The sequence below is a fragment of the Chryseobacterium sp. BLS98 genome, from assembly GCF_001045445.1.
Lineage (GTDB): Bacteria > Bacteroidota > Bacteroidia > Flavobacteriales > Weeksellaceae > Chryseobacterium.
The window spans coordinates 936,576-960,351 of record NZ_LFNF01000003.1 but is presented as its reverse complement, the minus strand read 5'-3'; the positions used below and the strand labels follow the sequence as shown (position 1 = coordinate 960,351).

Sequence of the window (23,776 nt, the reverse complement as noted above, 5' to 3'; positions counted from 1 at the left end):
GAGCGACAAATGACTCATCAATTATCTTATCAATCATCATTTATGAAGAAAAGACACGAACAAAAACTGGTTATCCTGAGCATCGGGCTGATGATGGCTTTCAGCATTCCTATTTCACTGCTTTTCAACAGTGAGAAAGAGGTTTTTGGTTATCCGATGGTCTTAATCTACCTGTTCGCGGTCTGGATGATCTCCATCATTATTTCTTTTGTTATTGTAAAAAAGTATGATGAGTAGTGTCGCTTTATTTGGAATTGTTTTGCTCTATCTGGCCCTTTTATTCCTGGTTGCCCACCTGGCAGAAAAAAGGAAGAGCAAACGATGGATCAACAATCCTTACATCTATGCATTGTCCCTGGCGGTATACTGCACGGCCTGGACTTACTATGGAAGCATTGGTGTAGCGGCAACAAGCGGCCTGAATTATCTGCCCATTTACATTGGTCCTGTTATGATTATTCCTGCATGGATCTACATCAATACAAGGATTGTAAGAATTTCCAGAGTTAACAAAATCAGCAGCCTGGCCGATTTTATTTCTTTACGATATGGGAACAGCAGAAGCTTCAGTGCGATTATTACGATCGTATGCCTGCTGGCCATCATTCCCTATATCGGACTTCAGATCAAAGCTATTTCCGAAACCTTCCATTTGGTGACCGAAACTTCAATGTCCAACAATATCCTGACTGACAATGCAACTTTTGTGGTTGTTCTAATAGCCTTATTTTCTTCCTATTATGGGACCCGATATGTGGATGCCTCAGAAAAACGCCTCGGAATTATTTCCGCCATTGCCCTGGAGAGCTTTTTAAAGCTCTTCTTTATCATCATTCTGGGTATATTTGTTATTTACTTTGTATTTGACGGATTCTCAGACATCTATGAAAAGGCAAGTAAATTTGAGGATTTTAAAGAAAAAAATACATTCAACGGGATTGAAGGTGCCATGAACTGGATGGTCTTATGCATGATTTCCGCTACGGCCATCTGCATTCTTCCAAGACAGTTTCACACCGCTATTATCGAGAACAGACAGGAAAAACACATTAAAACAGCAATCTGGTTTTTTCCTCTGTACTTATTAATATTCACGGTATTTATTTTCCCCATTGCCTGGGGAGGAAGACTCATTTTTGATGGACAAAATGTAAACCCGGAGTTCTACTCTATTCTGATTCCACAACATTTTGACAATACTTTAATTACGGTTTTTGTATTCCTCGGCGGCCTGAGTTCATGTATTTCTATGATCATTATTTCAGCCATTACATTATCCATCATGCTTTCCAACAATCTCATCATTCCTTACGGTTTGCTGGGAAAATTCAAATCTGACAACGAGGTTCAGAATACAAGAAACATTACGAATATCAGGAAATTCAGCATTTTTGCTTTGATTATCATGGCTTTTGTTTTCTATAAATATTTTATTCTGAAAACACCACTCGATTCTGTAGGCCTGATTTCTTTTGTTGTAATTGCTCAATTGGCTCCTTCTTTTTTCGGAGCGATATTCTGGAGAAGAGGAAGCTATAAAGGAGCGGTAGCTGGACTTCTTGCAGGATTGGCGATCTGCTATTTCGGACTGATTATTCCACAGTATTATTTCTCGTACAACCAGGAATTCAAAGGGATTATCCGTGAAATGTATGATGCGTTTACATTTTTTAACATTCCTTATTTAAGCAGGATTTCCCAGATATTTTTCTGGTCTGTTTTCACAAACACAGCCCTGTTTACCATCATTTCTGTAAGCGTTAAAGGCAATTACCGGGAAAGAAATTTTGCTGAATTATATGTGGATATCGATAAGTATATTCAAAATCATGAAAATGCATTTATCTGGCGTGGAACGGCTTATGTTTCGGATATCAGGAATATTTTGGAGAGATTTTTAGGTAAAAGCAAAACGGAACAGGCTTTAAGAATCTTCAATCTAAAATATAACATTGATTCTAAAACTGAGACAGCAGATTCAAGGTTTATTAAATTTTCGGAAAACCTTTTAGCAGGTAGAATCGGAACAGCATCAGCAAAAATTCTCATCGAAGGAGTAACGAAGGAAGACAAAATCTCTTTGAAGGAAGTTTTAAATATTTTAGAGGAATCTAAAGAAAACATTACGCTCAACAAGAAACTCACAGAACAATCTGAAGAACTGCAAAAGCTATCTGATGACCTGAGAACCGCCAATCAAAATTTAATCATTAAAGACCGTCAGAAAGACGATTTTCTGGATTCTGTAGCTCATGAATTAAGAACTCCGATCACTGCTATCCGTTCGGCAGGAGAAATTTTAGCAGATGATGATGACATTCCGTTTGATATCAAACAGGAGTTTTTAAATAATATTATCACAGAATCCGACAGGCTGAGCGAAATCATCAATGATATTCTTTACCTTGACAAGCTGGAGCATGGCGAAATTGCTTTACACATCAAAGAAAACAATATTCTTGAAACCTACAAAAAAGCCGTAAATCCACTACTCCATCTGATACAGCAGAAAAACATCCATTTAAGTGAAGTCAATCTCTTGAATCAGACCGCACTGGAATATGATGAAGCCAGAATGATACAGCTCTTCCAGAATATTCTCGGTAATGCTTTGAAGTTTACGGATGACCAGGGAACCATACAAACCAAGCTGTCCGAAAAAGAAGATCACCTCGTGATCAGCGTTTTCAATACAGGAAGACACATCCCGGAAGAGGATCTTGATATGATTTTTGATAAATTTTATCAATCGAAAAACCAGAATATTTTAAAACCTACAGGAAGTGGACTCGGGCTGGCTATTTCCAAAAAAATCGTACAGGCCCACAGCGGAAGAATAAAAGCGGAAAACAGCGGTCTGGGCGTAACTTTTACAATAAGCATTCCTTATAACATAACAAAAGAGATCAGAAATGAAGTTGAACAAAACCAATAACCATCTATGAGAAAGATTATTATTGCCGATGACGAACACAAAATATTAATGTCGCTGGAATACAGCTTTAAAAAAAACGGCTACGACGTTTATATTGCAAGAGACGGAACGGAAGTCCTGGAATTCCTCAAAACCATGACCCCCGATGTAATCCTTCTGGACATCATGATGCCTAACCTGGACGGATACAGCACCCTGGAAGCCATCAAAGAAGATACCCGGCTGAAAGACACCAAAGTCATTTTCCTGAGTGCCAAAAACAACCCGAAAGACATTGAAAAAGGTCTGGAAATGGGTGCTGATGCATATGTCACCAAACCCTATTCCATAAAGAAACTGCAGCAGCAGATTGAGGAGATGTTTGAGTAGATGGGAAGAAAGATTCAAGAGCCAAGATTCAAGATGCAAGATTTCAGACATCAGACATCACGCATCGGATTTAAGACTATGAACACTGGATATTAGAAAAAAATATACACCGTTATTGCGGGCGAAGCGAAGCAATCCCTTAATCATCTTAACTTCTGAATACATCTTAATGTTTCAATTTATAAATTATTAAGATTTTCATCAAGTTTTTAAGAGCATTAAGTTTTAGGATTCCTTCGTCGCTTCGCTCCTCACAATGACAAAAACACAAAAATTAATATGGACACCAATATACTTTTTAAACAAAGCATAGAAAACAAAGAAAACTTCTGGAAAGAACAGGCCAAAGTAATCCAATGGTTTGAGTTTCCACAACAGATCCTTTCTACAGATCAAAATGATTATCCGCTATGGTATTCAGACGGGAAGCTCAATATCTGCTACCTGTGTATTGACAAACATATTGAAGACGGCTTTGGAGATCAGACTGCCATTATTTACGATTCTCCTGTTACCGGTCAGAAAAAGACGTACACTTTTAATCAGGCAAAAGAAGAAATTTCAAAGCTGGCAGGAGGACTTGGTTCACTCGGACTAAAAAAAGGTGATACAGCCGTTATTTATATGCCGATGATTCCGCAGACTCTTTTTGCAATGCTGGCATGTGCAAGGATTGGAGTAATTCATAATGTTGTTTTCGGAGGCTTTGCTCCTCATGAACTTGTTGTAAGAATTGATGACTGCAAACCCAAAGCCTTGATTACAGCTACAGCAGGGGTAGAAATAGCCAGAAGAATCCCCTATTTGCCGCTTGTTGAAAAAGCCATTGAACTGGCACAGGACAAAGTCGAGAACATTATTGTTTATAACAGAAAACTGGTAGACAACCAGCATGAAATGTTTGAAGGGCTTATTGATTATGAAGAACTGGTTCAAAAATCTGAACCAGCAGACTGTGTTTCAGTGGAATCTACCCATCCTTTGTATCTTCTTTATACATCAGGAACTACGGGAAAACCTAAAGGAATTGTACGGGATACCGGAGGCTACGCAACAGCCCTGAAATTCTCTATGAAATACATTTACGGCGTTGAGCCCGGAGAAACCTATTGGGCGGCTTCCGATTTCGGCTGGGCGGTAGGCCACAGTTTCAGCGTTTACGGACCGCTTATCAACCGGAATACAACCATCATTTTTGAAGGAAAACCCATTATGACACCTGATGCAGGTACATTCTGGCGAATTATTTCAGAATATAAAGTTTCAGTCATGTTTACAGCTCCTACAGCTATCAGGGCCATCAAAAAAGAAGATCCTAACGGAGAGCTGGTGAAAAAATACGACCTGTCCCATTTCAAAAAGCAGTTTCTGGCCGGCGAACGATGTGATGTAGCTACCTTGGACTGGTTTGCAGAACACATTGGGGTTCCCGCTATCGATCATTGGTGGCAGACGGAATCAGGATGGCCCATGTTAGGATTAATGACCTTTGATGATCAATATAAAATCAAAAGAGCTGCTGCCGGAAAACCGATCCCGGGATACGATATTAAAATTTTTGATGAGAACGGATATGAACTCGATGCCCACCAGGAAGGATATCTGATCATCAAACTTCCGCTTCCGCCAGGTGCTCTGTTGGGAATCTGGAACGATTACGAACGTTTTCAAAGCAGTTATCTTTCGCAATACAACGGATATTATTTCTCGGGAGATGGTGCTATTCAGGATGAAGACGGTTACATTTTCATTACAGGAAGAGTGGACGACGTGATTAATGTAGCCGGACACAGACTTTCCACATCAGAAATGGAAGAAATTGTGTCTTCCCATCCCGATGTGGCAGAATGTGCTGTTGTGGGAATTGATGATGAATTGAAGGGACAAGTTCCTTTTGCCACCGTTGTTTTAAAAAATGGCTCAGAAATCACTGAACAAGAAGTTGAAAAAGACATCATCAGAATGGTTCGAGAAAAGATTGGTGCTGTGGCTTTTTTAAAGAACGCCATGGTCGTCAAACGCTTACCGAAAACACGCTCGGGAAAAACATTGAGAAAATTAATACGAACACTTCTTGACGGAAAAGATTTCCAGGTTCCGTCGACAATTGATGATGAAAAAATTATTGAAGAACTTCAGGAAAAAATCAATGATTATAGGGCTTAAGCCATAAATTAAACATATATTTAATATTAATAAAATTCAAATTTCAAAAACGAAGGGATATGAGAAATTACTTAATTGAAGATTTGCCACATTATTTTGAAGAGTATAAAAAGTCCATCAAAAATCCTAAAAAATTCTGGGATAAGATAGCCGACCAAAATTTCGTGTGGTACCAGAGATGGAGCAAGGTGGTTAAGTATGATATGAATGAAGCCAAAATCACATGGTTTAAAAACGCCAAATTAAATATCACTAAAAACTGCATCGACAGACATCTTGCCGTAAGAGGTGAAAAAACAGCCATTATCTGGGAGCCAAACGATCCCAAAGAAGAAGCACAGCACATCTCCTACAATGAACTGTACAACCGCGTCAATAAAACGGCCAATGTTCTTCGCGAAATGGGGATTGAAAAAGGTGACAGGGTTTGTATTTACCTTCCCATGATCCCCGAACTGGCTGTCACTATGCTGGCCTGTGCCAAATTAGGTGCCGTACATTCCGTCATTTTCGCAGGATTTTCCGCATCTGCTGTGGCTTCAAGAGTTAATGACTGTAATGCCAAAATGATCATCACATCAGACGGAAGCTACAGAGGAAACAAAGTTCTCGACCTGAAAAGCATTGTAGATGAAGCCCTGGAAAAAACACCAAGCGTAGAATCAGTCCTTGTTGTGAAAAGAACAAACAATGAAATTAAGATGAAGGAAGGTAGGGATCACTGGATGGCTGATCTGTACGAAAAAGCCTCTGCAGATTTCGTTACTGTAATCATGGATGCCGAAGACCCCCTTTTTATCCTGTATACATCAGGTTCTACCGGAAAACCGAAAGGAATGCTTCATACCTGCGCCGGATATATGGTCTACACCGCCTATACTTTTAAAAATGTATTCAATTACAAAGAAAATGATATTTACTGGTGTACGGCAGATATCGGATGGATTACCGGACATTCCTATATTTTGTACGGACCGCTTCTTAACGGTGCTACTACAGTAATCTTCGAAGGGGTTCCTACTTACCCTGAGCCGGATAGGTTTTGGGAAGTTATTGAGAAACATAAAATCACCCAGTTCTATACCGCTCCTACCGCTATTCGTTCATTAGCTAAAGAAAGCACAGAATGGGTTGATAAACATGACCTGAGCTCATTGAAGGTGATCGGCTCTGTAGGTGAACCTATTAATGATGAAGCATGGCATTGGTTCAACGATCATGTGGGAAATAAAAAATGTCCTATTGTAGATACCTGGTGGCAGACGGAAACAGGAGGAATCATGATCTCTCCTCTTCCATTCGTTACCCCTACCAAGCCTACTTATGCCACCCTTCCTTTGCCGGGAATACAGCCTGTGCTGATGGATGATAAGCGGAATGAAATTACAGGAAATCAGGTGACAGGAAACCTTTGCATCCGTTTTCCGTGGCCGGGAATCGCCAGAACCATCTGGGGCGATCACCAGCGGTATAAAGAGACTTACTTCACTGCCTTTCCTGGAAAATATTTCACAGGGGACGGTGCCTTGAGGGATGAAGTCGGATATTACCGAATTACAGGCCGTGTAGATGATGTAATTATTGTTTCCGGACATAACCTGGGAACGGCTCCGATTGAAGATAGCATCAACGAACACCCTGCGGTTGCAGAATCAGCAATTGTGGGCTATCCTCATGATATTAAAGGAAATGCGTTATATGGTTTTGTCATCTTAAAAGAAACCGGAGAAGGCCGTGACAAGGAGAACCTTAAAAAGGAGATCAACCAGCTTATCTCAGATCAGATTGGGCCCATTGCCAAACTCGATAAGATACAGTTTGTTTCCGGCCTTCCGAAAACACGGTCAGGAAAAATTATGCGCAGGATTCTGAGAAAAATTGCGGAAGGAGATTTCAGCAGCTTCGGAGATATTTCTACATTGCTGAATCCTGAAATTGTAGAGGAAATCAAGAATGAAAGGATATAAAATAATATCATATAATACATTGAGGAACGGGCTTTAGCCCGTTTTTTAATTTTTAGAAAACCTTTAACCATTAAGAATTTATACACCTACATTTTCTCATTAATAAAATTAAACACGTGTTCAATAGATGTTTTCAAACATTTTAACATTATATTATAGACAATATATTAAAATATAAAATTTATTAAATTTTCAATAACAATATTGAAAAATATTTATTACCTTTAAGTACAATTTTAAAACTATTGCTTATGTCAAATATATTAGCTGGATTATTTGCACATCACAGCGATTACAAAAAACTAGAAGCTGATCTGGAAAATTCAGGATTTGAAAATTCAGATTACATAGTATATCTTCATAGCGGCTCTGACACCTCTCAATACCTGGCGAGTGTTGTGGTAAAAGATAATAACCAAACTGATGGCGTCCGAAATATTTTCAACCAGAATTCAGTACTGAAAACCTACTTATTGGAGAATATGGGTATTGAAGAGGCTAATTATGATAATATCAAAAGATTTATCGATGCCAGAAACAGAGCTGAAATCCATAACAGTCCTGATGTGAAAATAAAAGCATCAAGCAGTGGCATGGATTCAGAAGTAAAATTCTGATAGAAAACACAAAACCTAATAACCGGAAATCCGCAGAGCCTTCTGCGGATTTTTATGTTTGAAAAGTTTAAAAAATTTCGTATTTTCGTCTAAATATAGGCATTAGCACAAATGAGTTACGATTTAGAACAGGAAAACAAAGAGATCCTTGCCCGGTATAAGGATCTGATTTCGAACACATACAGAACTCTGGACGAGGAAAACAACAAGCTCATCCGGAAGGCATTCGATATTGCATTGGATGCCCATAAAGATCAAAGGAGAAAATCCGGCGAACCATATATTTATCATCCCATTGCCGTTGCCAAAATTGTGGCTACAGAGATCGGTTTGGGAGCAACTTCTATTGCCTGTGCCCTTTTACATGATGTAATAGAGGATTCAGACTATACCTATGAAGATCTGAAAAAGATTTTTGGAGAAAAGATTGCCGGCATTGTGAACGGGCTTACCAAAATCTCCATCATGAATCACCAGAATATTTCCGTACAGTCTGAAAATTACAGGAAGCTTTTGCTGACGCTGTCCGAAGATTTCAGGGTTATTCTGATCAAAATTGCCGACCGTCTTCACAATATGCGTACGCTGGAAAGCATGGCTCCGGATAAGCAGAAAAAAATTGCTTCGGAAACAGTGTATATTTATGCTCCTATGGCACACCGTCTGGGGCTCTATAACATCAAATCAGAGCTTGAAGATCTTTCATTAAAATACAATAATCCGGAAGTTTATAATGAAATTACCGAAAAGCTGGAGCTTGCCAAAGAAAGCCGTGAAAGATATATTGAGGAATTTAAAACCGAAGTTTCCGAAAGGCTGAAAGAAGAAGGCCTGAACTTTACAATTAAAGGCCGTGCAAAGGCTATTTCTTCCATTTACAGGAAAATGCTGAAACAGGGAGTTTCGTTTGAAGAGGTTTTCGATAATTATGCCATCAGGATCATTTACAAATCGGATGCAAAAAACGAAAAATTCCTGGCCTGGAAGATCTATTCCATTGTAACTGACGTGTATCACAGCAATCCTTCAAGAATGAGGGACTGGATCACACAGCCGCGTTCTACAGGATACGAAAGTCTCCATTTAACTGTTCTGGGACCGGATAGAAAATGGATTGAGGTACAGATCCGTTCCGAAAGAATGGACGAAATTGCAGAAAAAGGGGTTGCAGCCCACTACAAATACAAAGAAGGATACAAACAGAGCTCAGACGACCGTAATTTCGAAAGATGGGTAACGGAGATCCGTGAAGTGCTGGAACAGCAGCAAAACCTTTCTACATCAGAACTTTTAGATAATATAAAACTGAATTTATATTCCAAGGAAGTATTTGTATTTACTCCAAAAGGGGAAATCAAGATTCTTCCGACGAATGCCACCGCTCTGGATTTTGCTTTTGCCGTTCACTCAGATCTTGGAATGAAATGTCTCGGGGCAAAGATCAACGGAAAGCTGGTTCCTATCTCCTATGTTCTTCAGAATGGTGACCAGATCGATATTTTGTCTTCCCAAAACCAGAAGCCTAAATCTGACTGGCTGGAATTCGTAGTGACCTCCAAAGCCAAATCCAAAATCAAAAGCTACCTGAATTCACAGAAAAATCAACTTGTGGAAGATGGGAAGGAGATCCTTCAGCGAAAACTTCGTCATGCGAAAATCAGCTTTAACGATGAGGAAATCAACAAACTCCAGAAATTTTTTAACCTTAAATCTTCACAGGAACTTTTCCTTAAATTCCAGAGCAATGAGCTGGATGTAAGCAGCCTGAGAAAATATATTGAAAGTAAGAACGTATTTAATAATTTACTTTCAAGATTCAGAAAATCACCGTCGAAAAACGTTCAGTTTGAGGAACCGAAAGAGCAGAATCTTGATATGATTGTTTTCGGGAAAGACGAAGAAAAACTGAATTACAGCTACGCCAAATGCTGCACCGTAATTCCAGGTGATAAAATTTTCGGATTTATTACCATTTCAGACGGGATCAAAGTCCACAGCGATAACTGCCCGAACGCCATTAACCTGAGAGCACAATATGACTATCGTGTGATCCCAGCCAAATGGGTCAATGCAGAAAGCTTTAAGAACAGAGTTAAGATCGAGATTGAAGGTCTAGACAGAATGGGAATGATCAATGATATCACCACCGTGATCAGTGGAAGCATGGGAATGGATATGAAAAGCATGTCCATAGAATCCAATGACGGCGTCTTTATGGGCAATATCAACCTTGAAGTAAAGAATAAAGGCCAGCTGGAAGAAACATTTAAAAAGCTTAAAGATATCGACGGAGTCTCAAGAGTGAGACGTTTACAATCATAATATGAATTTATCTCTCTATTTTAAAAAATTTTTCAGCAGCAATCAGGCATCAGGAATTATACTTATTTTTTGTGTACTGATCTCATTATTAATCGCTAATTCTTCTGCCGGTGAAGGTTTCCAGCACTTCTTAGACAAGGAAGTCGGAACTCACCTTTTTCATCTTACGTATCCTGTCAGCATCTGGATCAATGACGGTCTTATGGCCGTTTTCTTCCTGTTGGTTGGGCTAGAGATCAAAAGGGAAATGGTAGAAGGAGAATTGTCTTCCTTCAAAAACGCTTCCCTTCCTATATTTGCTGCCGTAGGCGGAATGGTCGTTCCGGCCGTCATTTACACTCTTTTTAATAGCGGTACAGAATATGGCAACGGCTGGGGAATTCCTATGGCCACAGATATTGCTTTTTCACTCGCCATTATTTCAATGCTGGGGAAAAAAATCCCGAATTCTATTAAAATATTCCTGGCTGCACTGGCAATTGTGGATGACCTGGGAGCAATTCTGGTAATTGCTGTTTTTTATACCGAACAGATTCACTGGACGTATCTCCTGCTTTCATTTGGAACTGCTGCGCTGCTGTTTCTGTTGAACTTCCTGAAGGTTACCCGTCTTATTTTCTATATTATTCCGGGACTGTTTTTATGGTATTTCCTGCACCATTCGGGAATTCATGCAACAATAGCCGGAGTTCTGCTGGCATTTTCCATTCCTACGAATGTGTCTGATGTAGAGACCTCCCCTCTTGAAAAACTGGAGCACAAGCTTCATTTTCCTGTAAGCTTTCTGATTATGCCGATATTTGCTTTAACGAACACTAATATTGCTTTTACCAGTGAGATGGTAATGGGTGTGACAAGTACATTAGGCCTGGGAATTATCTTTGGATTGGTATTAGGAAAACTGATAGGGATCAACCTGTTTTCTTTTATCGCTATCCGTTTAAAACTCAGCACACTTCCTCAAAACAGTACATGGCTTCAGATGGTAGGTGTTGGTTTATTAGCAGGAATAGGTTTCACAATGTCTATTTTCATTGCGCTTCTTTCCTTTAAAGAGAGTATTCCTATTCAGGATGAAGCAAAGTTTGCCATTCTGATTGCTTCTTTTTTAGCTGCAGTATTAGGATTTGTGATATTAAGCATGAGTTCTAAAAAAGATATAAACGAAGTAGAAAACTAATTATTTCTTTTCATCAAGCTTTCTTTTGTGCTCTTCGTCACTTTCCAGATTAGGTTCTGTGACCGGTGCATGATAATGAACCGCTTCTTTCTTGATTTCATCAGACAGCAGCTTTTCGATTCTGAGTTTTCTGAGTGCCATGTTGAGTTCGTTTCCAAACAGCAGAAGATAAACATTCACATTAACCCAGACCATTAATAAGATCATACTTCCGATAGATCCATAAAGAACGTTATATCTTGCAATATCTTTTACATAGATCGCAAAAATATAGGTAGTCAGAACAAACAGGACTGTCGTTAAAATAGCTCCGGGTACCGCCTGCCTGAATCTGGCAATCTTGACTGTTCCCAGCCAGTAAAAAAGCGTCAGAAGAATAAAATAAAACAGCGGAAAAGAGACAAACCCAATGATTTTGGAAAGGTTATTCACCAGCCAGGAAATATCATATGCCGGTGTAAAGAGTTTCATTACAACCTCCACATAATACACTCCGAAAAGAGCCAGAAAGACAATGGTAATAAAGCCTATTGTTATAAAAAACGAAAGGATAAATTCTTTTACATCAGTCAGCTTTTCATCTGAATTTTCATTAAACCCGTTGATCAGTGAAAAGGTTCCGTTGGTGGCAAAAACCAATGCCAAAACGATGGTCAGATTACTGATTCCTTTCATATTCGGGATGATATTGGTTTCAATATATCCTCTTACATCACCTTCCATATTGGAGGGAAAAACATTATGCATCAGAACTTCGAAAATATAAAACTGAAGTTTATCATAATGCGGCATGTATGGTAAAACAGAAAGAAGGAACAGCAGAAAAGGAAACAAACTGATGGTAAAACTCCAGGAAATGGCAGCTGCCTTTCTACCGATATTTCCCTTAAAGATCCCGGAAATATAGATCTGGAACATCTGCCAGAGCGATATTCCCAGAACGGGAATATGTATGCTGTCAAAAAATTCTTGAATCTTCAGTATAAATCTGGGAACTTTTATATTCATCTATTTGGTGTATTTTTACTTAATAAACCCTCCTGCATATCTTCTAATAAGAAGAAACTTCAGCTGTTTTAATAAGTCTTTATACAAATATAAACATTTTCCTTTTCCTTATTTCAATACTGCAGGAATGAATAAATAGCAATTTTCTAATGGTTCTATGGATCTTTTTCTGCAGATAAATATAAATGATATACAGGAAAAGAATTTAAAAAATAAATCCCCAAAACATTGAAAATACTGAAAATCATTGGTTTTTCTATTTTTAACATTTTCGGCCCGGCTTTACCGGTCTCAGCTGTTTTCCGGCATAAAATGGTATCTTTGCCTTTTGAAATCCTCTATACATGAGAATCAGCTTACTTTGTATCGGTAAAACAGATGATAAGGAGATCACCTCTTTAATCAGCTATTACCTTACCCGCCTTCCCAAGCACTGGAATTTTGAAATCACCGAAATTCCTGATGTAAAAAATGCCAAAAACCTTTCTCCTGATCTCTTGAAAAAGGAAGAATCCAAGCTGTTTCTCAATTATATCGACAAAAATGACCTGGTTGTAATACTGGATGAAAAAGGAAAACAGTTTACCAGCCGCGAATTTGCCCAGAAAATCGATAACTGGATGAATTCTTCAGTAAAAAAAGTCCACATCCTTATCGGAGGAGCGTATGGTTTTTCTGAAGACATTTACAACCGGGCCAATGAAAAAATGTCACTTTCAAAAATGACATTTACCCATCAGATGATCCGCTTATTCATTGTGGAACAGCTATACCGTGCCGACCAGATTTTACAGGGAAAGCCCTACCATAATGATTAAATCTATCTGTTAAACTTTATTCTTACTTAATCTGCAAACCAATCTGTCTTTTTGCCTCACCTATTACAAATGCAACGGAATTGGCAATATTAAAGCTCCGGATTAATTTTGACATCGGAATGGTCAGGTGATTTTCAAACTGCTCCAGAACTTCTTTACTCAACCCGACACTTTCTTTGCCGAAAACCAGCCAGTCACCATCCTGAAAATCATTTTCAAGATACGATTTTTCAGCATGCGAACTCATCAGGAAAACACGTGACGGATCGGGAATATTCTCCATCCATTCTTCAACATTGGCGTATTCTGTAACGTCAAGATGTACCCAGTAATCCAATCCCGATCTTTTCAGGTTCTTGTCATTAATCACAAATCCAAACGGATGAACGAGATGCAATCTGCTTTCCGTACCTACGCATAACCTTCCGATATTTCCTGTATTATTAGGTATTTCGGGTTCTATAAGAACAATGTTTAACATGTTTATATCTTCAATTTAAAATTCAAAAAATCATTCAGAAACAACTTTATCTTAAGAATTTATTGGGCTCTTCCTGTCTGATAAAACAGTTCCGGGCCCGGCATTTCATGCCGGGCCCGGAACTTATAATTAAAAAATTATTTTTTCACGCACTTGGCATAATAATCGGCCAGAATAGCTTTTTCATAGCCTAAGCTCACGGCCTTATCCAGGTTTTCACAAGCTTCTTTGGGCTTTGCCGTATCAAATAAAACCAACGCCTTAGTCACATAAGAATTAGAAAATTTCGGATCTATGGAAATGGCTTTATTGACGTCTGTAAGAGCTTCCTTGGGCTTTTTCATTTTAAGGTAAACATCCGCCCTTCCGTTATAAAGAAGTGATTCAGGTTTTTCTGAGATAAGCTGGTTGTAATCTTTCAGAGCACCTTCCAGATCGCCGTTATTTTTCTTCAGATTGGCTAATCCTGTTTTGGCATAGATATTATCCGGTGCAAAGCTCAGAATTTGTTTGAGGTCACTCAGCGCAAGGTCTTTTTTTCCCTGGCTGTCATAAATTTTCGAACGGGTAAGATAAAATTCCGGATTTTTAGCATCTATTTTAAGACCGGTAGCGATATACTCCAGTGCCTTAACTTTATTTCCTTTCTGGCTGTTCAGAGAAGCAAGATTGGCATATACAGGAGCCGATAAAGGATTGGCTTTGATAGCAGATTCGTATGATTTCAAAGCTAACGCTGTTTTTCCAAGCCTTCTTTGGGCTGTACCAAGATTATTGTAATATTCAGATTGGTACTTCTGAATCTGTTCTTTTTCTAAAAGTTTGGTATACTGTTCTTCCGCACATTTGTAGTCGGCTTTTTTAAAGCATTCTTCTGCTTTAGTTTTGTCCTGTGCGTAAAGTGTAAATGAGGAGCATATGAATGCTGACAATAATAAAGATTTTTTCATGAAGGTATATTTTGTTTGTTGATGACTTTTTTGGCGAGTATTCCAAATATTACTCCCAATAAAGATCCAACAAACGCCCCCACCAAAATATCTATCGGGAAATGCACTCCTAAATATATCCGGCTGTAAGAAACTACCACAGCCCATACAAATATAGCATATGGAAACCAATTGAGCTTCTTTTTTAATAAAATACTTAAATAGGCGGCCAGAAAGAAAGTATTGGAAGCATGGGCAGAATAAAACCCGTACTGTCCTCCACACTTCACAATCCTCATATAATGTTCTATACTCGGATCATGACAGGGCCTCAGCCTTGCTACTCCGTATTTGAAAACACTGGCCAGCTGATCGGAAACCGTAGCTCCAAGTCCAATAAATATAAGGATGAAAATTAAAGACTTTAATTTGTAATTTTTATATAAAAAGTAAAGGAATATGACATAAAGCGGTACCCAGATCCAGGTACTGGAAATCAGCATCCAAAATTGGTCGAAAGAGGAATCGCCCAAATTGTTAAGGTATAGAAAAACCTTTTTATCTTCCTGAATGATCTCCTCCATGAATTATCTGCTTACAGGCCCTTCGTAGGTTTCATCATCGGCAGGCTTAAGTTTGGGAGGTTCATTGGAAGCTAAAGGCTCCTTTACGATATCTTTTTCAATATCTTTCATGGGATTGAAGTCTTTTGCCGCATCTTTCACCTTCTCAATTTCGCGCTTGATCTCAGAAACCGGGTTATCTGTTTCCTTCATGATCTCGGTTTTAATGTCTTCCACTGCTCCACGCATTTTTCTAACGCCTGCACCTAAGTCACGCGCTATCTGAGGGAGTTTATCCGGACCGAATAATACAACAATCGCTACCGCGATCAGTGCCATTTCTCCAATGCTTAATTCCATTCGGTAAAATTACGAAAGATTATACATTTATTTACTGTAAACTAAAATTTTAAACAAATTTTAAGATTTTGGATAATGGATGTTCCGGAATTCTGGTTATGGAGTTGAGGGTTTGTGAGTTTTATGGATGGAAAGCCAAACTAGAATCGCTCTATTGATCTTAAATTTTTTCTGATGTTTACCTTTAAGAAATTCACTATTCACTTGCAAAGCAAAATTCACAGTTGACATCCATAATATATTTTATACTTCAAATTATTTATTGATTTATTAAATTTTCACAACTTTCAATTAACAAATATTTAATTCAATAAATAGAGATTTATAATAAATTTTACTATATTTATTAGACAAAACCATTAAATATTTTTATTATGAAAAAACTTGTAACCACCTTTAAGCTTTTTACCGTTATATCGGTATTAACGCTTACTGCCTGCCAGGATGAAAGCAGCGAAATGCCACAGGAGTCTCCTGCCGCCAAAGTTTCCGCTTCTGATCTGAAAAAGGAAATTACTCCGGGATTAAAGGCTGTTCCGGATAATGTTCAGACTCAGATTAACGATTCAAAGAAAAACCTTGAACAGTATTTGAAAAACGATCTTCAGATCACTGGAATTACCGTTCTGGGAAAACTTTCTACGCAGAGAGGCATTGAAATTTCCCAGGATCTTATTTCAGACAGAGACCAGTTTACAGCAGAAGGAAATATCCTTGCCCCTGAAACAGTAAAAGTAGGAAAAATCGGGACATTATTCTCAGGTGACCAATTATCCGAAGCTCAGAAAGGGTTGAAAGAAGCTGCTTCAGAGCAAATCAAAACAGGATCTGAAGTCCTTGAAATTTCCTGGAATTACAAGGGAGAGCAGTTCACCTCGCTATGCTTTTACAATGAGACAGGAATTATCTGGGATAACGTATTTGCGGGCCTTGTCATGATGGACACAAGGGGAAATTCTGAAACTTCTCCTATCGATTCTCAGGCTAAGGTAGCTTCAAAATGGTACAAACAATGGTGGACCGCCAACTGGCTTTGGGGTTCTAAAAGAGGTGAAATCGGCTACCAGATCACTATTTACTATTCTGGTTCTACAGTTTCCAATGTGGATGTAAGTGACTGGGGAAATATCAGCCTTGGTAAAGCAAAAAGCGAAAGTAAAGTGACAAAAAGAACCGGAGCTTACGGCCAGTGCAGATATGCGCTTGGATTGTGTACTCCTGTAGGTTCTTTAAGCTTTAATTCAAGCAATTTCTCTGTATCATTCTCCGGATTGGGGAGCAATGTGGTAAGCAACGGAACAAAATCACTGTATCCGTAAAAATTTAAACATTCATTATATTTTTCAATAGAAGATGGGAAGCTTTAAGGGCTTCCCTTTTTTTAGCATCTTAGATATCCATTTCATCTATAGCCTCAACTTTTGGTTAATTTGTTAAATTATTTCTTCTGCTAAAAATCTGTCCATCGATTGATAGTTTTCCAGCTCCTTCAACCAGTAAAGCCAAAGCAATTCCAATAGCCAGAATATCAAACTGGCAGCCCTCCCCTTTCTGGGTTCCGAACCAGTTCATAAAAAAACCGTTCTCAATATGGGTGGTCAGCATAATTCCGGCCAATAACCCGATAAATGATAAAGCCCAAAATTTTGTTCCTAAACCCAGAAGCAACAGAAGTGATCCCAAAAATTCGACCATTACTACGGTAAAGGCAACTACAGAAGGCAGATGCAGATCGTGGGTAAAAACTTCCATTGTTTTGGAAAATCCCATTCCTCCGAACAATCCGAATGTTTTCTGAAGTCCATGTGGAATAAAGACAAGACTTAAGGTCCATCTGAGGAAAGTTCCGGTCCATGTTTCATTGGTTTTAAAAAATAGATATTTCATAAAGATTTAAATTATGTTTTCAGTTGAATAATCTGGCAGCTGCAAATACTCCGTAATTCTGCTTGCTGTCTTTAAACGGTCCATAGCTGTCAAAGTTGGCTCCCACACCAAAAGTGATGAACCTATGACTCAACCCGAGTCTCAGCATCAGGTAACTGCGAGCATGTTCCCCATCTTTTATCGTTTCGGAATACAGTCCCTGAATTCTTGAATACCCCTTCCAGTTCTCACTAATCTTAGGTTTATATTCCATCATGATAAAACCTTCGGCAATACTGCTTTTGGAAAACCCGATAAATCTTGGATTAACAACCAATAAGAAATCATTAAAATTTTTAGAGTAGATAAACCCGGCAGTAGGTCGCAGACCAGTATTGGGAGTATAGTGAGAACCCCCGACAAGACGCAGATTTTTAATAACCTCAAAAGTAATATTGGCCTGAATCATAGCATCTTTAGAATGATCTTCCGACCATTTCGAGGAGATATTGGCCACACTAAAGAAACCTAATTTCTTACTTCCTTCAAAGTTTTTATTAATCGTCATTTGGGAAGCTAAACCTTTATTTCCTACTAAGGCTTCAAATACAACAGGAGGATTTGAGGTCTGAATATTATTCTGGGAACTGAACAGCAAAGGAAATAGACCAACTGTCAGAAATAGTATTTTTTTCATGTTTTAACCATCATCAATTATATCCACAAAATTCCGGAATACAAAAGAATAGGGTTAGAACAGATAAATCTATTATTAGGACAAATCAATCTTTTTTCTATAATCCGAAGGGCTTATTCCACTATGTTTTTTGAAAAAGCGGGAAAAATAGGAAACATCATCTACCCCCAATGCAAAAGCAATCTCCGATACAGAAAGGTGAGATAATGAAAGAAGGGCTTTGGCTTCCATTAATAAAGATTCGTTGATAATTTCCGAGGCTGTTTTGCCTGTAGCATTTTTAACGGATTTATTCAGATGATTAGGCGAAACATTAAGTAGATCAGCATATTCCTTTACTGAATGCAGACTTTGTATCTGGCTGGTGATCAGCTTCCGGAAACGGAATACTAGCGTTTCATTTAAAGAAAGGTTCGGGCGTGGAAGCTTTTCTATAAAATGCCGGATCTCTCCCAATAGCGTAAAAAGATAAAGTCTGATAAGATCCAAACTTTGATTTTCATGATAAAGAGTTTCCATCTGCTGAAGAATCAGGAAAACTCTCTCACGATGCTCATCATCAAAAACCAAGGTCGGATTGTAAATAATATCAGCATGGTTCAGGATATCCTGCAAATATTTCAGACCGGGACCTTCTGCGATGAACTCATTGGAAAAATGGCAGTAAAACCCTTCTACATCTGGAGTGTGATGGATAAATGTCCGGATCTTATGCGGGGGCAGCAGCATGATCATTCCTTCTTCTACCTCATACAGGCTGGAGCATACCATTTTTTCTATACTCCCTTTTCTGATGAATATAAAATCATTAACCGTTTTCCGGTGTGGCTGAGACGGTGTCTTGGCATTTTTAAGAACATGAAGCGGTTCTATAAAAAAATCGTTCACTTCTTTTTTAGCTGCACTTTTCTCAGTCCAGTCTATGTCAAGGATCGGTTTAAAGTCGTTGGGTTTATATTGAGGGATACGGCTCATAAGACTTATTCAAAATTAATTCATCTTTAAACATTCCCAATTTAACATCACTTTAGTTCAGCTTTTTTATTCTTTTTCTGAAAAGCATAATAAGTCATTACTACACTTACTGCCATTAAAATAAATGCCAGGAAGAACGGGGCTCCTGAAAATTCAAATGGAGCTTCATCATGGGTAAAAAAGTAGAACAGATTGGTCATCAGCGGCGGCCCGATGATGGAAGTAGCACTCATTAAACTGGTTAATGCTCCCTGAAGCTCTCCCTGTTCGTTGGAAGGAACACTTTTCGTGATCACCGACTGAAGTGCAGGCCCGCAGATCCCACCCAAACAGTAAGGAACCAAAAATGCGAACATCATCCACCCCTGTGTGGCAAAAGCAAAAAGAAGCATTCCTATCGCATAAAGGGCAAGCCCGTAATAAATACTTTTCTGTTCACCCAGTTTCGGAGTTGTCCAACGTATGAGAACCCCCTGAACCAAACCGACCAATAGGCCCACTACTCCTAATGAAATTCCCACCATTCTTTCTGTCCAGTTGAACTTATACATCGTAAAAAAGCTCCAGTTACTTTGAACGGCATGACCGGCAATATAAATCAGGATAAGGGCAACAATAAGCCCGGAAATCTCGGGATGCTTACCTAAAAACTTAAATGAGCCAACAGGATTGGCACGCTTCCAGTCGAATTCTCTTCTTTTATCTTTATCCAAACTTTCAGGAAGAATGAAATAACCGTAAAGGAAATTCAGGATACATAATCCTGCAGCCGCATAGAAAGGCACTCTTGCTCCATAATGTCCTAAAACACCTCCCAATACAGGTCCAATAATGAATCCAAGACCAAAAGCTGCCCCAATAAGACCAAAGTTTTTGGCTCTGTCTTCATCCGTAGAAATATCTGCAATATAAGCACTGGCTGTTGTTACACTGGCTCCAGTGATCCCTGCAATAATTCTTCCCAGGAAAAGCCACCAGATGGTAGGGGCAAGCGCCAGGAAAATATAGTCCACAGCAAAACCAAAAAGCGAGATCAGGATAATGGGCCTTCTTCCGTATTTGTCACTCAGGTTTCCTACTACAGGAGAAAAGATAAACTGAGTAAATGCATAGGCAAAACCCAGCCATCCGCCATATTTTGCCGCTTCACTGATATCAGCATGAATCAGTTCCTCAATTAATTTGGGAACCACAGGAATAATAATTCCCCAGCCTGTAATATCAATCAGTAAGGTAATAAATATGAAGCCGATGGCCGCTTTTTTCTTTGAGTTTTCCATAATGGTGCAAAATTAATCAAATCCGAAATATAATGATTCTAAATTGTGAATTTTGAAAAGTTTCGGGTTCCGGGTTTCGGGGTTTTCCGGATACTTGTGAATATAGGTTAAATCATGAAGTCAGATATTAAATTTGAATTTAGAACTTTAAACTATAAAAAACTGCAACCAGAATCGGTTCTCATCCCGAAACCCAGAAACCCGAAACCCGGAACCCTCACCCGTACAAAAAAAGACCGCTTCTTTCGAAACGGTCTTTACTTATTTATTGTAGTTTATTACTTTGAAGCAAGCACTTCTTTGCTGGTTGTTGTTTTACCATGCACCCCTTCTTCTTTTCCTTTCTTAAGGAAGTCATAAGCGATAGCCGATGCAATAAAGATGGATGAATAAGTACCGAATCCGATACCGATTAACATAGCAAACATAAATCCTCTCAGGTTATCACCTCCAAAAATGAAGATGGCTAAAATTACAAGGATGGTTGTGAATGAAGTGTTGAATGTTCTACCCAGCGTACTGGAAATAGAGTCATCAAATAATCCGGCTAATGTTAAAGATTTCTTCTCTCTCAGATACTCTCTGATTCTATCGAAGATAATAACGGTATCATTAATTGAATATCCTAATACGGTAAGGATTGCCGCAACGAAATCCTGATTGATCTCCATATTGAACGGCATAAATTTATGAAGCAATGAATAAGCTCCCAAAATAATTACCGCATCATGGAATAGAGCCACAACAGCACCTAATGAGAATTGCCATTTTCTAAATCTTAATAGGATATAGATAAAGATACCGGCCAAAGCAGCTACTACTGCAAGTACACCATGAGTTTTGATGTCATCTGCTACCGTAGGTCCTACTTTTTCAGAAGAAATAATTCCCGCATGGTCTTTATCTGCAGATTTGAAATCGCTTAATGTGGTATTGGCAGGTAAATGTGTTTTCAACCCTTCGTATAGTTTTTGCTCTATCGTCTGGTCAGCTTTTAAAGATTCATCTTCGATAAGGTAATCTGTAGAGATCTTCAACTGTCTGTCGTTTCCGAAAGTTTTAGCTTCTACAGAAGAGTTTTTACCATCTTCAGTTTTGAATACTTTTACTAAGTTCTGCTCAATATCTTCAGCGTTAACAGCTTTATCAAATCTCACTACATAGTTTCTACCTCCTGTAAAGTCAATTCCGTATTTGAATCCGTGGATAGCAATAGATGCAATACTAACAACCGTTAAAACAGCAGAAATGATATAAGCATATTTTCTTTTCCCGATAAAATCGATCCAGGTATTTCTGAAAAGATTTTTCGTTGGAGGTGTCCAAACAGAAAGGTGTTTTCCTTTGTGCAGTCTTGAGAAAATCATTACTCTTGAAAGCAATACGGAAGTAAAGAATGTCATTAAGATACCAATTCCTAACGTCAAAGCAAAACCTTTAATAGGTCCAGTTCCGAATAGGAAAAGTACACCAGCCGTTAATAATGTCGTTAAGTGACCATCAACAATCGCGCTTAATGCATGTTTGAAACCGTCTTTATAGGCTTCCATAATACTCTTTCCGGCAAACAATTCCTCTTTGGTTCTTTCGTAGATAATTACGTTCGTATCTACTGCCATTGCCATCGTAAGAACGATACCTGCAATACCAGGAAGGGTAAGTGTAAAGTCTCCGGAATCCATAATTCCGAAAATATAGAATAAGTTAATAATCATTGCAATTACAGCGTACACCCCTGCACCACCGTAATAGAAAATGATATAAACAATAATAATCAGGAATGCGATAGCAAATGAAATAACACCGGCATTGATAGACTCCTGTCCTAATGAAGGTCCTACAACCGTAGCCTGAACTACTTTTGCTCCTGCAGGTAATTTACCCGCTCCTAAAACGTCAACCAGTTCTTTAGCTTCTTCCTGAGAGAAGTTACCTGAAATCTGAGTTCTACCGTTAGGAATAGCATTAACAACGTTTGGTGCAGTGTAAACTCTGCCGTCCAATGTTACAGCAACCGGTTTACCTACGTTTTTCTCAGTTAGTGTTTTCCATTCTTTAGCTCCTTTGGAATCCATCTGCATGTCTACCACTACTCTGCTCAGCTCATCATAGCCAATGCTCGCAGTTTCAACAGCACCGTCTACCGGAGCTTTTTGGTTGATGTTACCTCTGATTGCATACAATACTAAACTTTCAGCATCTGTAGCCTCAGGCTTGTACCCCCACATAAACTGGGTATATTTAATGTTGGCAGGACGTAATGACTGACCTACTTTACTATTTAAAATTTTGTTTACAGCAGCTGTATCAGAAAGCTTCACGCTGGCAACACCATTTGATCTTAATTTGTCAAGGTGTAAAAGGTTCATAAAGTTGATATTCTTCGCAACTCCCATAGAATCTCCTTTTATAGCCACCATTGTAGTCAATGTCTGGAAATATGGCGCCATTTCAGGAACTTGCTGTACTTCCCAGAACTGAAGTTTCGCAGAAGTCTGAAGCATTTTCTTCACCTTGTCGATGTCTTTCATACCAGGCATTTCAACAGAAATTCTTGCCGTGCCAGGTACTCTCTGAACGTTAGGCTGCACAGCACCCATCTTATCGATTCTGGTTCTGATTACCTCGAAAGCTGTTCCTACAGAAAGATCAATTCTTCTTTTGATAATGCTTTTTACCTGATCATCAGAAGTATTGTACTTGATTTCTGATAAATTGGTATTCCCGAAAAGTTCAGGATCTGCCAGCTTAAGGTTAGTCCCTTTTGCCTTGTTGATCGCTTCAAACTGGTCGAAGAAATTATCAATATAAGATTTTGTGGAATTCTTCTGAACTTCATCAGTCTTGTTTAAAGCCTCAATTAGAACAGGGTTCGTAGAATAATTGGTTAAATCATTCACCAGGTCTCTCTGGTTGATTTCCAAAAGAACGTTGATCCCTCCTTTCAAGTCAAGACCAAGTTTCATTTCCTTGTCTTTGGCTTTCGTGTAATAAAGTTTTGTGAATCCCAGGTTCAAAGTATCCTTAGAAAGTCTTGCAATTTCTTTCTGATACTTTTCCGGATTGTCTCCTGCAACAGCAGTCGCCTGCCTTTCAATTTTGCTGGCGTACCAAGTTGGTAATAGCTCATTTAAGCAAATTAACCCTAGTACAATAGCAACAATTGTAATAAGTCCTTTTCCTTGCATTTTGTTATAACTACGTTAAATTAAGTCGGCAAATATAATGATTTTATTATTATTT

20 protein-coding genes are annotated in these 23,776 nt (G+C 38.6%); 10 read left to right on the top strand and 10 right to left on the bottom strand.

The genetic code is table 11. From position 1 onward, the window contains the following. Positions 1-42 precede the first annotated feature (42 nt). The 8 genes from ACM40_RS15490 to nhaA all read left to right on the top strand — a co-directional run bounded on the left by ACM40_RS15490 (position 43) and on the right by nhaA (position 11,556). Positions 43-237 (top strand): hypothetical protein, encoded by a 195-nt coding sequence (locus ACM40_RS15490; RefSeq protein ID WP_048503642.1) that lies wholly within the window; start codon positions 43-45, stop codon positions 235-237. After that, a complete protein-coding gene (locus tag ACM40_RS15485; protein WP_048503641.1) occupies positions 230-2,935 on the top strand; it encodes an ATP-binding protein in 2,706 nt (901 codons plus the stop codon). Before ACM40_RS15490 ends, ACM40_RS15485 begins: the two co-directional genes overlap by 8 nt. A 6-nt stretch (positions 2,936-2,941) precedes the next feature. After that, positions 2,942-3,304 carry a response regulator transcription factor gene (locus tag ACM40_RS15480; RefSeq protein ID WP_048503640.1) on the top strand — a complete coding sequence of 121 codons (363 nt, stop codon included), beginning with the start codon at positions 2,942-2,944 and terminating at the stop codon, positions 3,302-3,304. A gap of 279 nt (positions 3,305-3,583) precedes the next feature. Further along, positions 3,584-5,470, top strand: a complete 1,887-nt coding sequence (locus tag ACM40_RS15475; RefSeq protein ID WP_048503639.1) for an AMP-binding protein — start codon at positions 3,584-3,586, stop codon at positions 5,468-5,470. Positions 5,471-5,499: 29 nt separating this feature from the next. After that, on the top strand, positions 5,500-7,437 hold the full coding sequence (gene acs / locus ACM40_RS15470) for an acetate--CoA ligase (RefSeq protein ID WP_262483726.1): 1,938 nt from the start codon (positions 5,500-5,502) through the stop codon (positions 7,435-7,437). A 251-nt stretch (positions 7,438-7,688) separates the two neighbouring features. Beyond that, a complete protein-coding gene (locus ACM40_RS15465) occupies positions 7,689-8,054 on the top strand; it encodes a hypothetical protein (protein ID WP_048503637.1) in 366 nt (121 codons plus the stop codon). A 111-nt stretch (positions 8,055-8,165) separates the two neighbouring features. Beyond that, positions 8,166-10,376, top strand: coding sequence for a RelA/SpoT family protein (locus ACM40_RS15460; protein ID WP_048503636.1), 2,211 nt, complete (start codon positions 8,166-8,168; stop codon positions 10,374-10,376). A gap of 1 nt (position 10,377) precedes the next feature. Further along, positions 10,378-11,556 carry a Na+/H+ antiporter NhaA gene (gene nhaA / locus ACM40_RS15455; RefSeq protein ID WP_048503635.1) on the top strand — a complete coding sequence of 393 codons (1,179 nt, stop codon included), beginning with the start codon at positions 10,378-10,380 and terminating at the stop codon, positions 11,554-11,556. Here nhaA and ACM40_RS15450 read toward each other — a convergent pair whose 3' ends face one another. Then, on the bottom strand, positions 11,557-12,564 hold the full coding sequence (locus ACM40_RS15450; RefSeq protein ID WP_048503634.1) for a YihY/virulence factor BrkB family protein: 1,008 nt from the start codon (positions 12,562-12,564) through the stop codon (positions 11,557-11,559). Between the two features lie 344 nt (positions 12,565-12,908). Here ACM40_RS15450 and ACM40_RS15445 point away from each other — a divergent pair, with 344 nt between their 5' ends. Continuing rightward, complete coding sequence (locus ACM40_RS15445) at positions 12,909-13,382, top strand: 23S rRNA (pseudouridine(1915)-N(3))-methyltransferase RlmH (protein WP_048503633.1); 474 nt, start codon at positions 12,909-12,911, stop codon at positions 13,380-13,382. Positions 13,383-13,404: 22 nt separating this feature from the next. Here ACM40_RS15445 and ACM40_RS15440 read toward each other — a convergent pair whose 3' ends face one another. The 4 genes from ACM40_RS15440 to ACM40_RS15425 form a co-directional block, all read right to left on the bottom strand. Then, entirely contained in the window at positions 13,405-13,863 is a 459-nt protein-coding gene (locus ACM40_RS15440) for a tRNA (cytidine(34)-2'-O)-methyltransferase (protein ID WP_048503632.1), read from the bottom strand. A 137-nt stretch (positions 13,864-14,000) separates the two neighbouring features. After that, the gene (locus ACM40_RS15435; protein ID WP_048503631.1) at positions 14,001-14,813 is read right to left on the bottom strand and encodes a tetratricopeptide repeat protein; all 813 of its coding nucleotides are present in this window, start codon (positions 14,811-14,813) and stop codon (positions 14,001-14,003) included. Next, positions 14,810-15,376, bottom strand: coding sequence for a phosphatase PAP2 family protein (locus ACM40_RS15430; RefSeq protein ID WP_048503630.1), 567 nt, complete (start codon positions 15,374-15,376; stop codon positions 14,810-14,812). The genes ACM40_RS15435 and ACM40_RS15430 overlap by 4 nt, the downstream gene beginning before the upstream one ends. A gap of 3 nt (positions 15,377-15,379) precedes the next feature. Continuing rightward, a complete protein-coding gene (locus tag ACM40_RS15425) occupies positions 15,380-15,715 on the bottom strand; it encodes a twin-arginine translocase TatA/TatE family subunit (protein WP_048503629.1) in 336 nt (111 codons plus the stop codon). 374 nt (positions 15,716-16,089) lie between these two features. Between ACM40_RS15425 and ACM40_RS15420 the strand changes: the two genes are divergently transcribed. Beyond that, entirely contained in the window at positions 16,090-17,034 is a 945-nt protein-coding gene (locus ACM40_RS15420) for a hypothetical protein (protein WP_048503628.1), read from the top strand. A 106-nt stretch (positions 17,035-17,140) separates the two neighbouring features. Here ACM40_RS15420 and ACM40_RS15415 read toward each other — a convergent pair whose 3' ends face one another. From ACM40_RS15415 to ACM40_RS15395, 5 genes are all read right to left on the bottom strand, one after another. Further along, entirely contained in the window at positions 17,141-17,602 is a 462-nt protein-coding gene (locus ACM40_RS15415) for a DoxX family protein (protein ID WP_048503627.1), read from the bottom strand. A gap of 19 nt (positions 17,603-17,621) precedes the next feature. Continuing rightward, complete coding sequence (locus ACM40_RS15410) at positions 17,622-18,278, bottom strand: hypothetical protein (RefSeq protein ID WP_048503626.1); 657 nt, start codon at positions 18,276-18,278, stop codon at positions 17,622-17,624. A gap of 75 nt (positions 18,279-18,353) precedes the next feature. Beyond that, the gene (locus ACM40_RS15405) at positions 18,354-19,253 is read right to left on the bottom strand and encodes a helix-turn-helix domain-containing protein (protein ID WP_048503625.1); all 900 of its coding nucleotides are present in this window, start codon (positions 19,251-19,253) and stop codon (positions 18,354-18,356) included. A gap of 47 nt (positions 19,254-19,300) precedes the next feature. Further along, positions 19,301-20,533, bottom strand: a complete 1,233-nt coding sequence (locus ACM40_RS15400) for a TCR/Tet family MFS transporter (RefSeq protein WP_048503624.1) — start codon at positions 20,531-20,533, stop codon at positions 19,301-19,303. 278 nt (positions 20,534-20,811) lie between these two features. Then, positions 20,812-23,721, bottom strand: a complete 2,910-nt coding sequence (locus ACM40_RS15395) for a protein translocase subunit SecDF (RefSeq protein WP_048503623.1) — start codon at positions 23,719-23,721, stop codon at positions 20,812-20,814. Between the last annotated feature and the right edge of the window lie 55 nt (positions 23,722-23,776).

Coding starts and splice junctions, on each gene's coding strand:
- ACM40_RS15430 (WP_048503630.1), bottom strand. CDS start 15,376: ATGGAGGAGATCATTCAGGAAGATAAAAAGGTTTTTCTATACCTTAAC.
- ACM40_RS15485 (WP_048503641.1), top strand. CDS start 230: ATGAGTAGTGTCGCTTTATTTGGAATTGTTTTGCTCTATCTGGCCCTT.
- ACM40_RS15460 (WP_048503636.1), top strand. CDS start 8,166: ATGAGTTACGATTTAGAACAGGAAAACAAAGAGATCCTTGCCCGGTAT.
- ACM40_RS15465 (WP_048503637.1), top strand. CDS start 7,689: ATGTCAAATATATTAGCTGGATTATTTGCACATCACAGCGATTACAAA.
- ACM40_RS15490 (WP_048503642.1), top strand. CDS start 43: ATGAAGAAAAGACACGAACAAAAACTGGTTATCCTGAGCATCGGGCTG.
- ACM40_RS15405 (WP_048503625.1), bottom strand. CDS start 19,253: ATGAGCCGTATCCCTCAATATAAACCCAACGACTTTAAACCGATCCTT.
- ACM40_RS15425 (WP_048503629.1), bottom strand. CDS start 15,715: ATGGAATTAAGCATTGGAGAAATGGCACTGATCGCGGTAGCGATTGTT.
- ACM40_RS15440 (WP_048503632.1), bottom strand. CDS start 13,863: ATGTTAAACATTGTTCTTATAGAACCCGAAATACCTAATAATACAGGA.
- ACM40_RS15400 (WP_048503624.1), bottom strand. CDS start 20,533: ATGGAAAACTCAAAGAAAAAAGCGGCCATCGGCTTCATATTTATTACC.
- ACM40_RS15410 (WP_048503626.1), bottom strand. CDS start 18,278: ATGAAAAAAATACTATTTCTGACAGTTGGTCTATTTCCTTTGCTGTTC.
- ACM40_RS15435 (WP_048503631.1), bottom strand. CDS start 14,813: ATGAAAAAATCTTTATTATTGTCAGCATTCATATGCTCCTCATTTACA.
- ACM40_RS15415 (WP_048503627.1), bottom strand. CDS start 17,602: ATGAAATATCTATTTTTTAAAACCAATGAAACATGGACCGGAACTTTC.
- ACM40_RS15475 (WP_048503639.1), top strand. CDS start 3,584: ATGGACACCAATATACTTTTTAAACAAAGCATAGAAAACAAAGAAAAC.
- ACM40_RS15480 (WP_048503640.1), top strand. CDS start 2,942: ATGAGAAAGATTATTATTGCCGATGACGAACACAAAATATTAATGTCG.
- nhaA (WP_048503635.1), top strand. CDS start 10,378: ATGAATTTATCTCTCTATTTTAAAAAATTTTTCAGCAGCAATCAGGCA.
- ACM40_RS15420 (WP_048503628.1), top strand. CDS start 16,090: ATGAAAAAACTTGTAACCACCTTTAAGCTTTTTACCGTTATATCGGTA.
- ACM40_RS15395 (WP_048503623.1), bottom strand. CDS start 23,721: ATGCAAGGAAAAGGACTTATTACAATTGTTGCTATTGTACTAGGGTTA.
- ACM40_RS15450 (WP_048503634.1), bottom strand. CDS start 12,564: ATGAATATAAAAGTTCCCAGATTTATACTGAAGATTCAAGAATTTTTT.
- ACM40_RS15445 (WP_048503633.1), top strand. CDS start 12,909: ATGAGAATCAGCTTACTTTGTATCGGTAAAACAGATGATAAGGAGATC.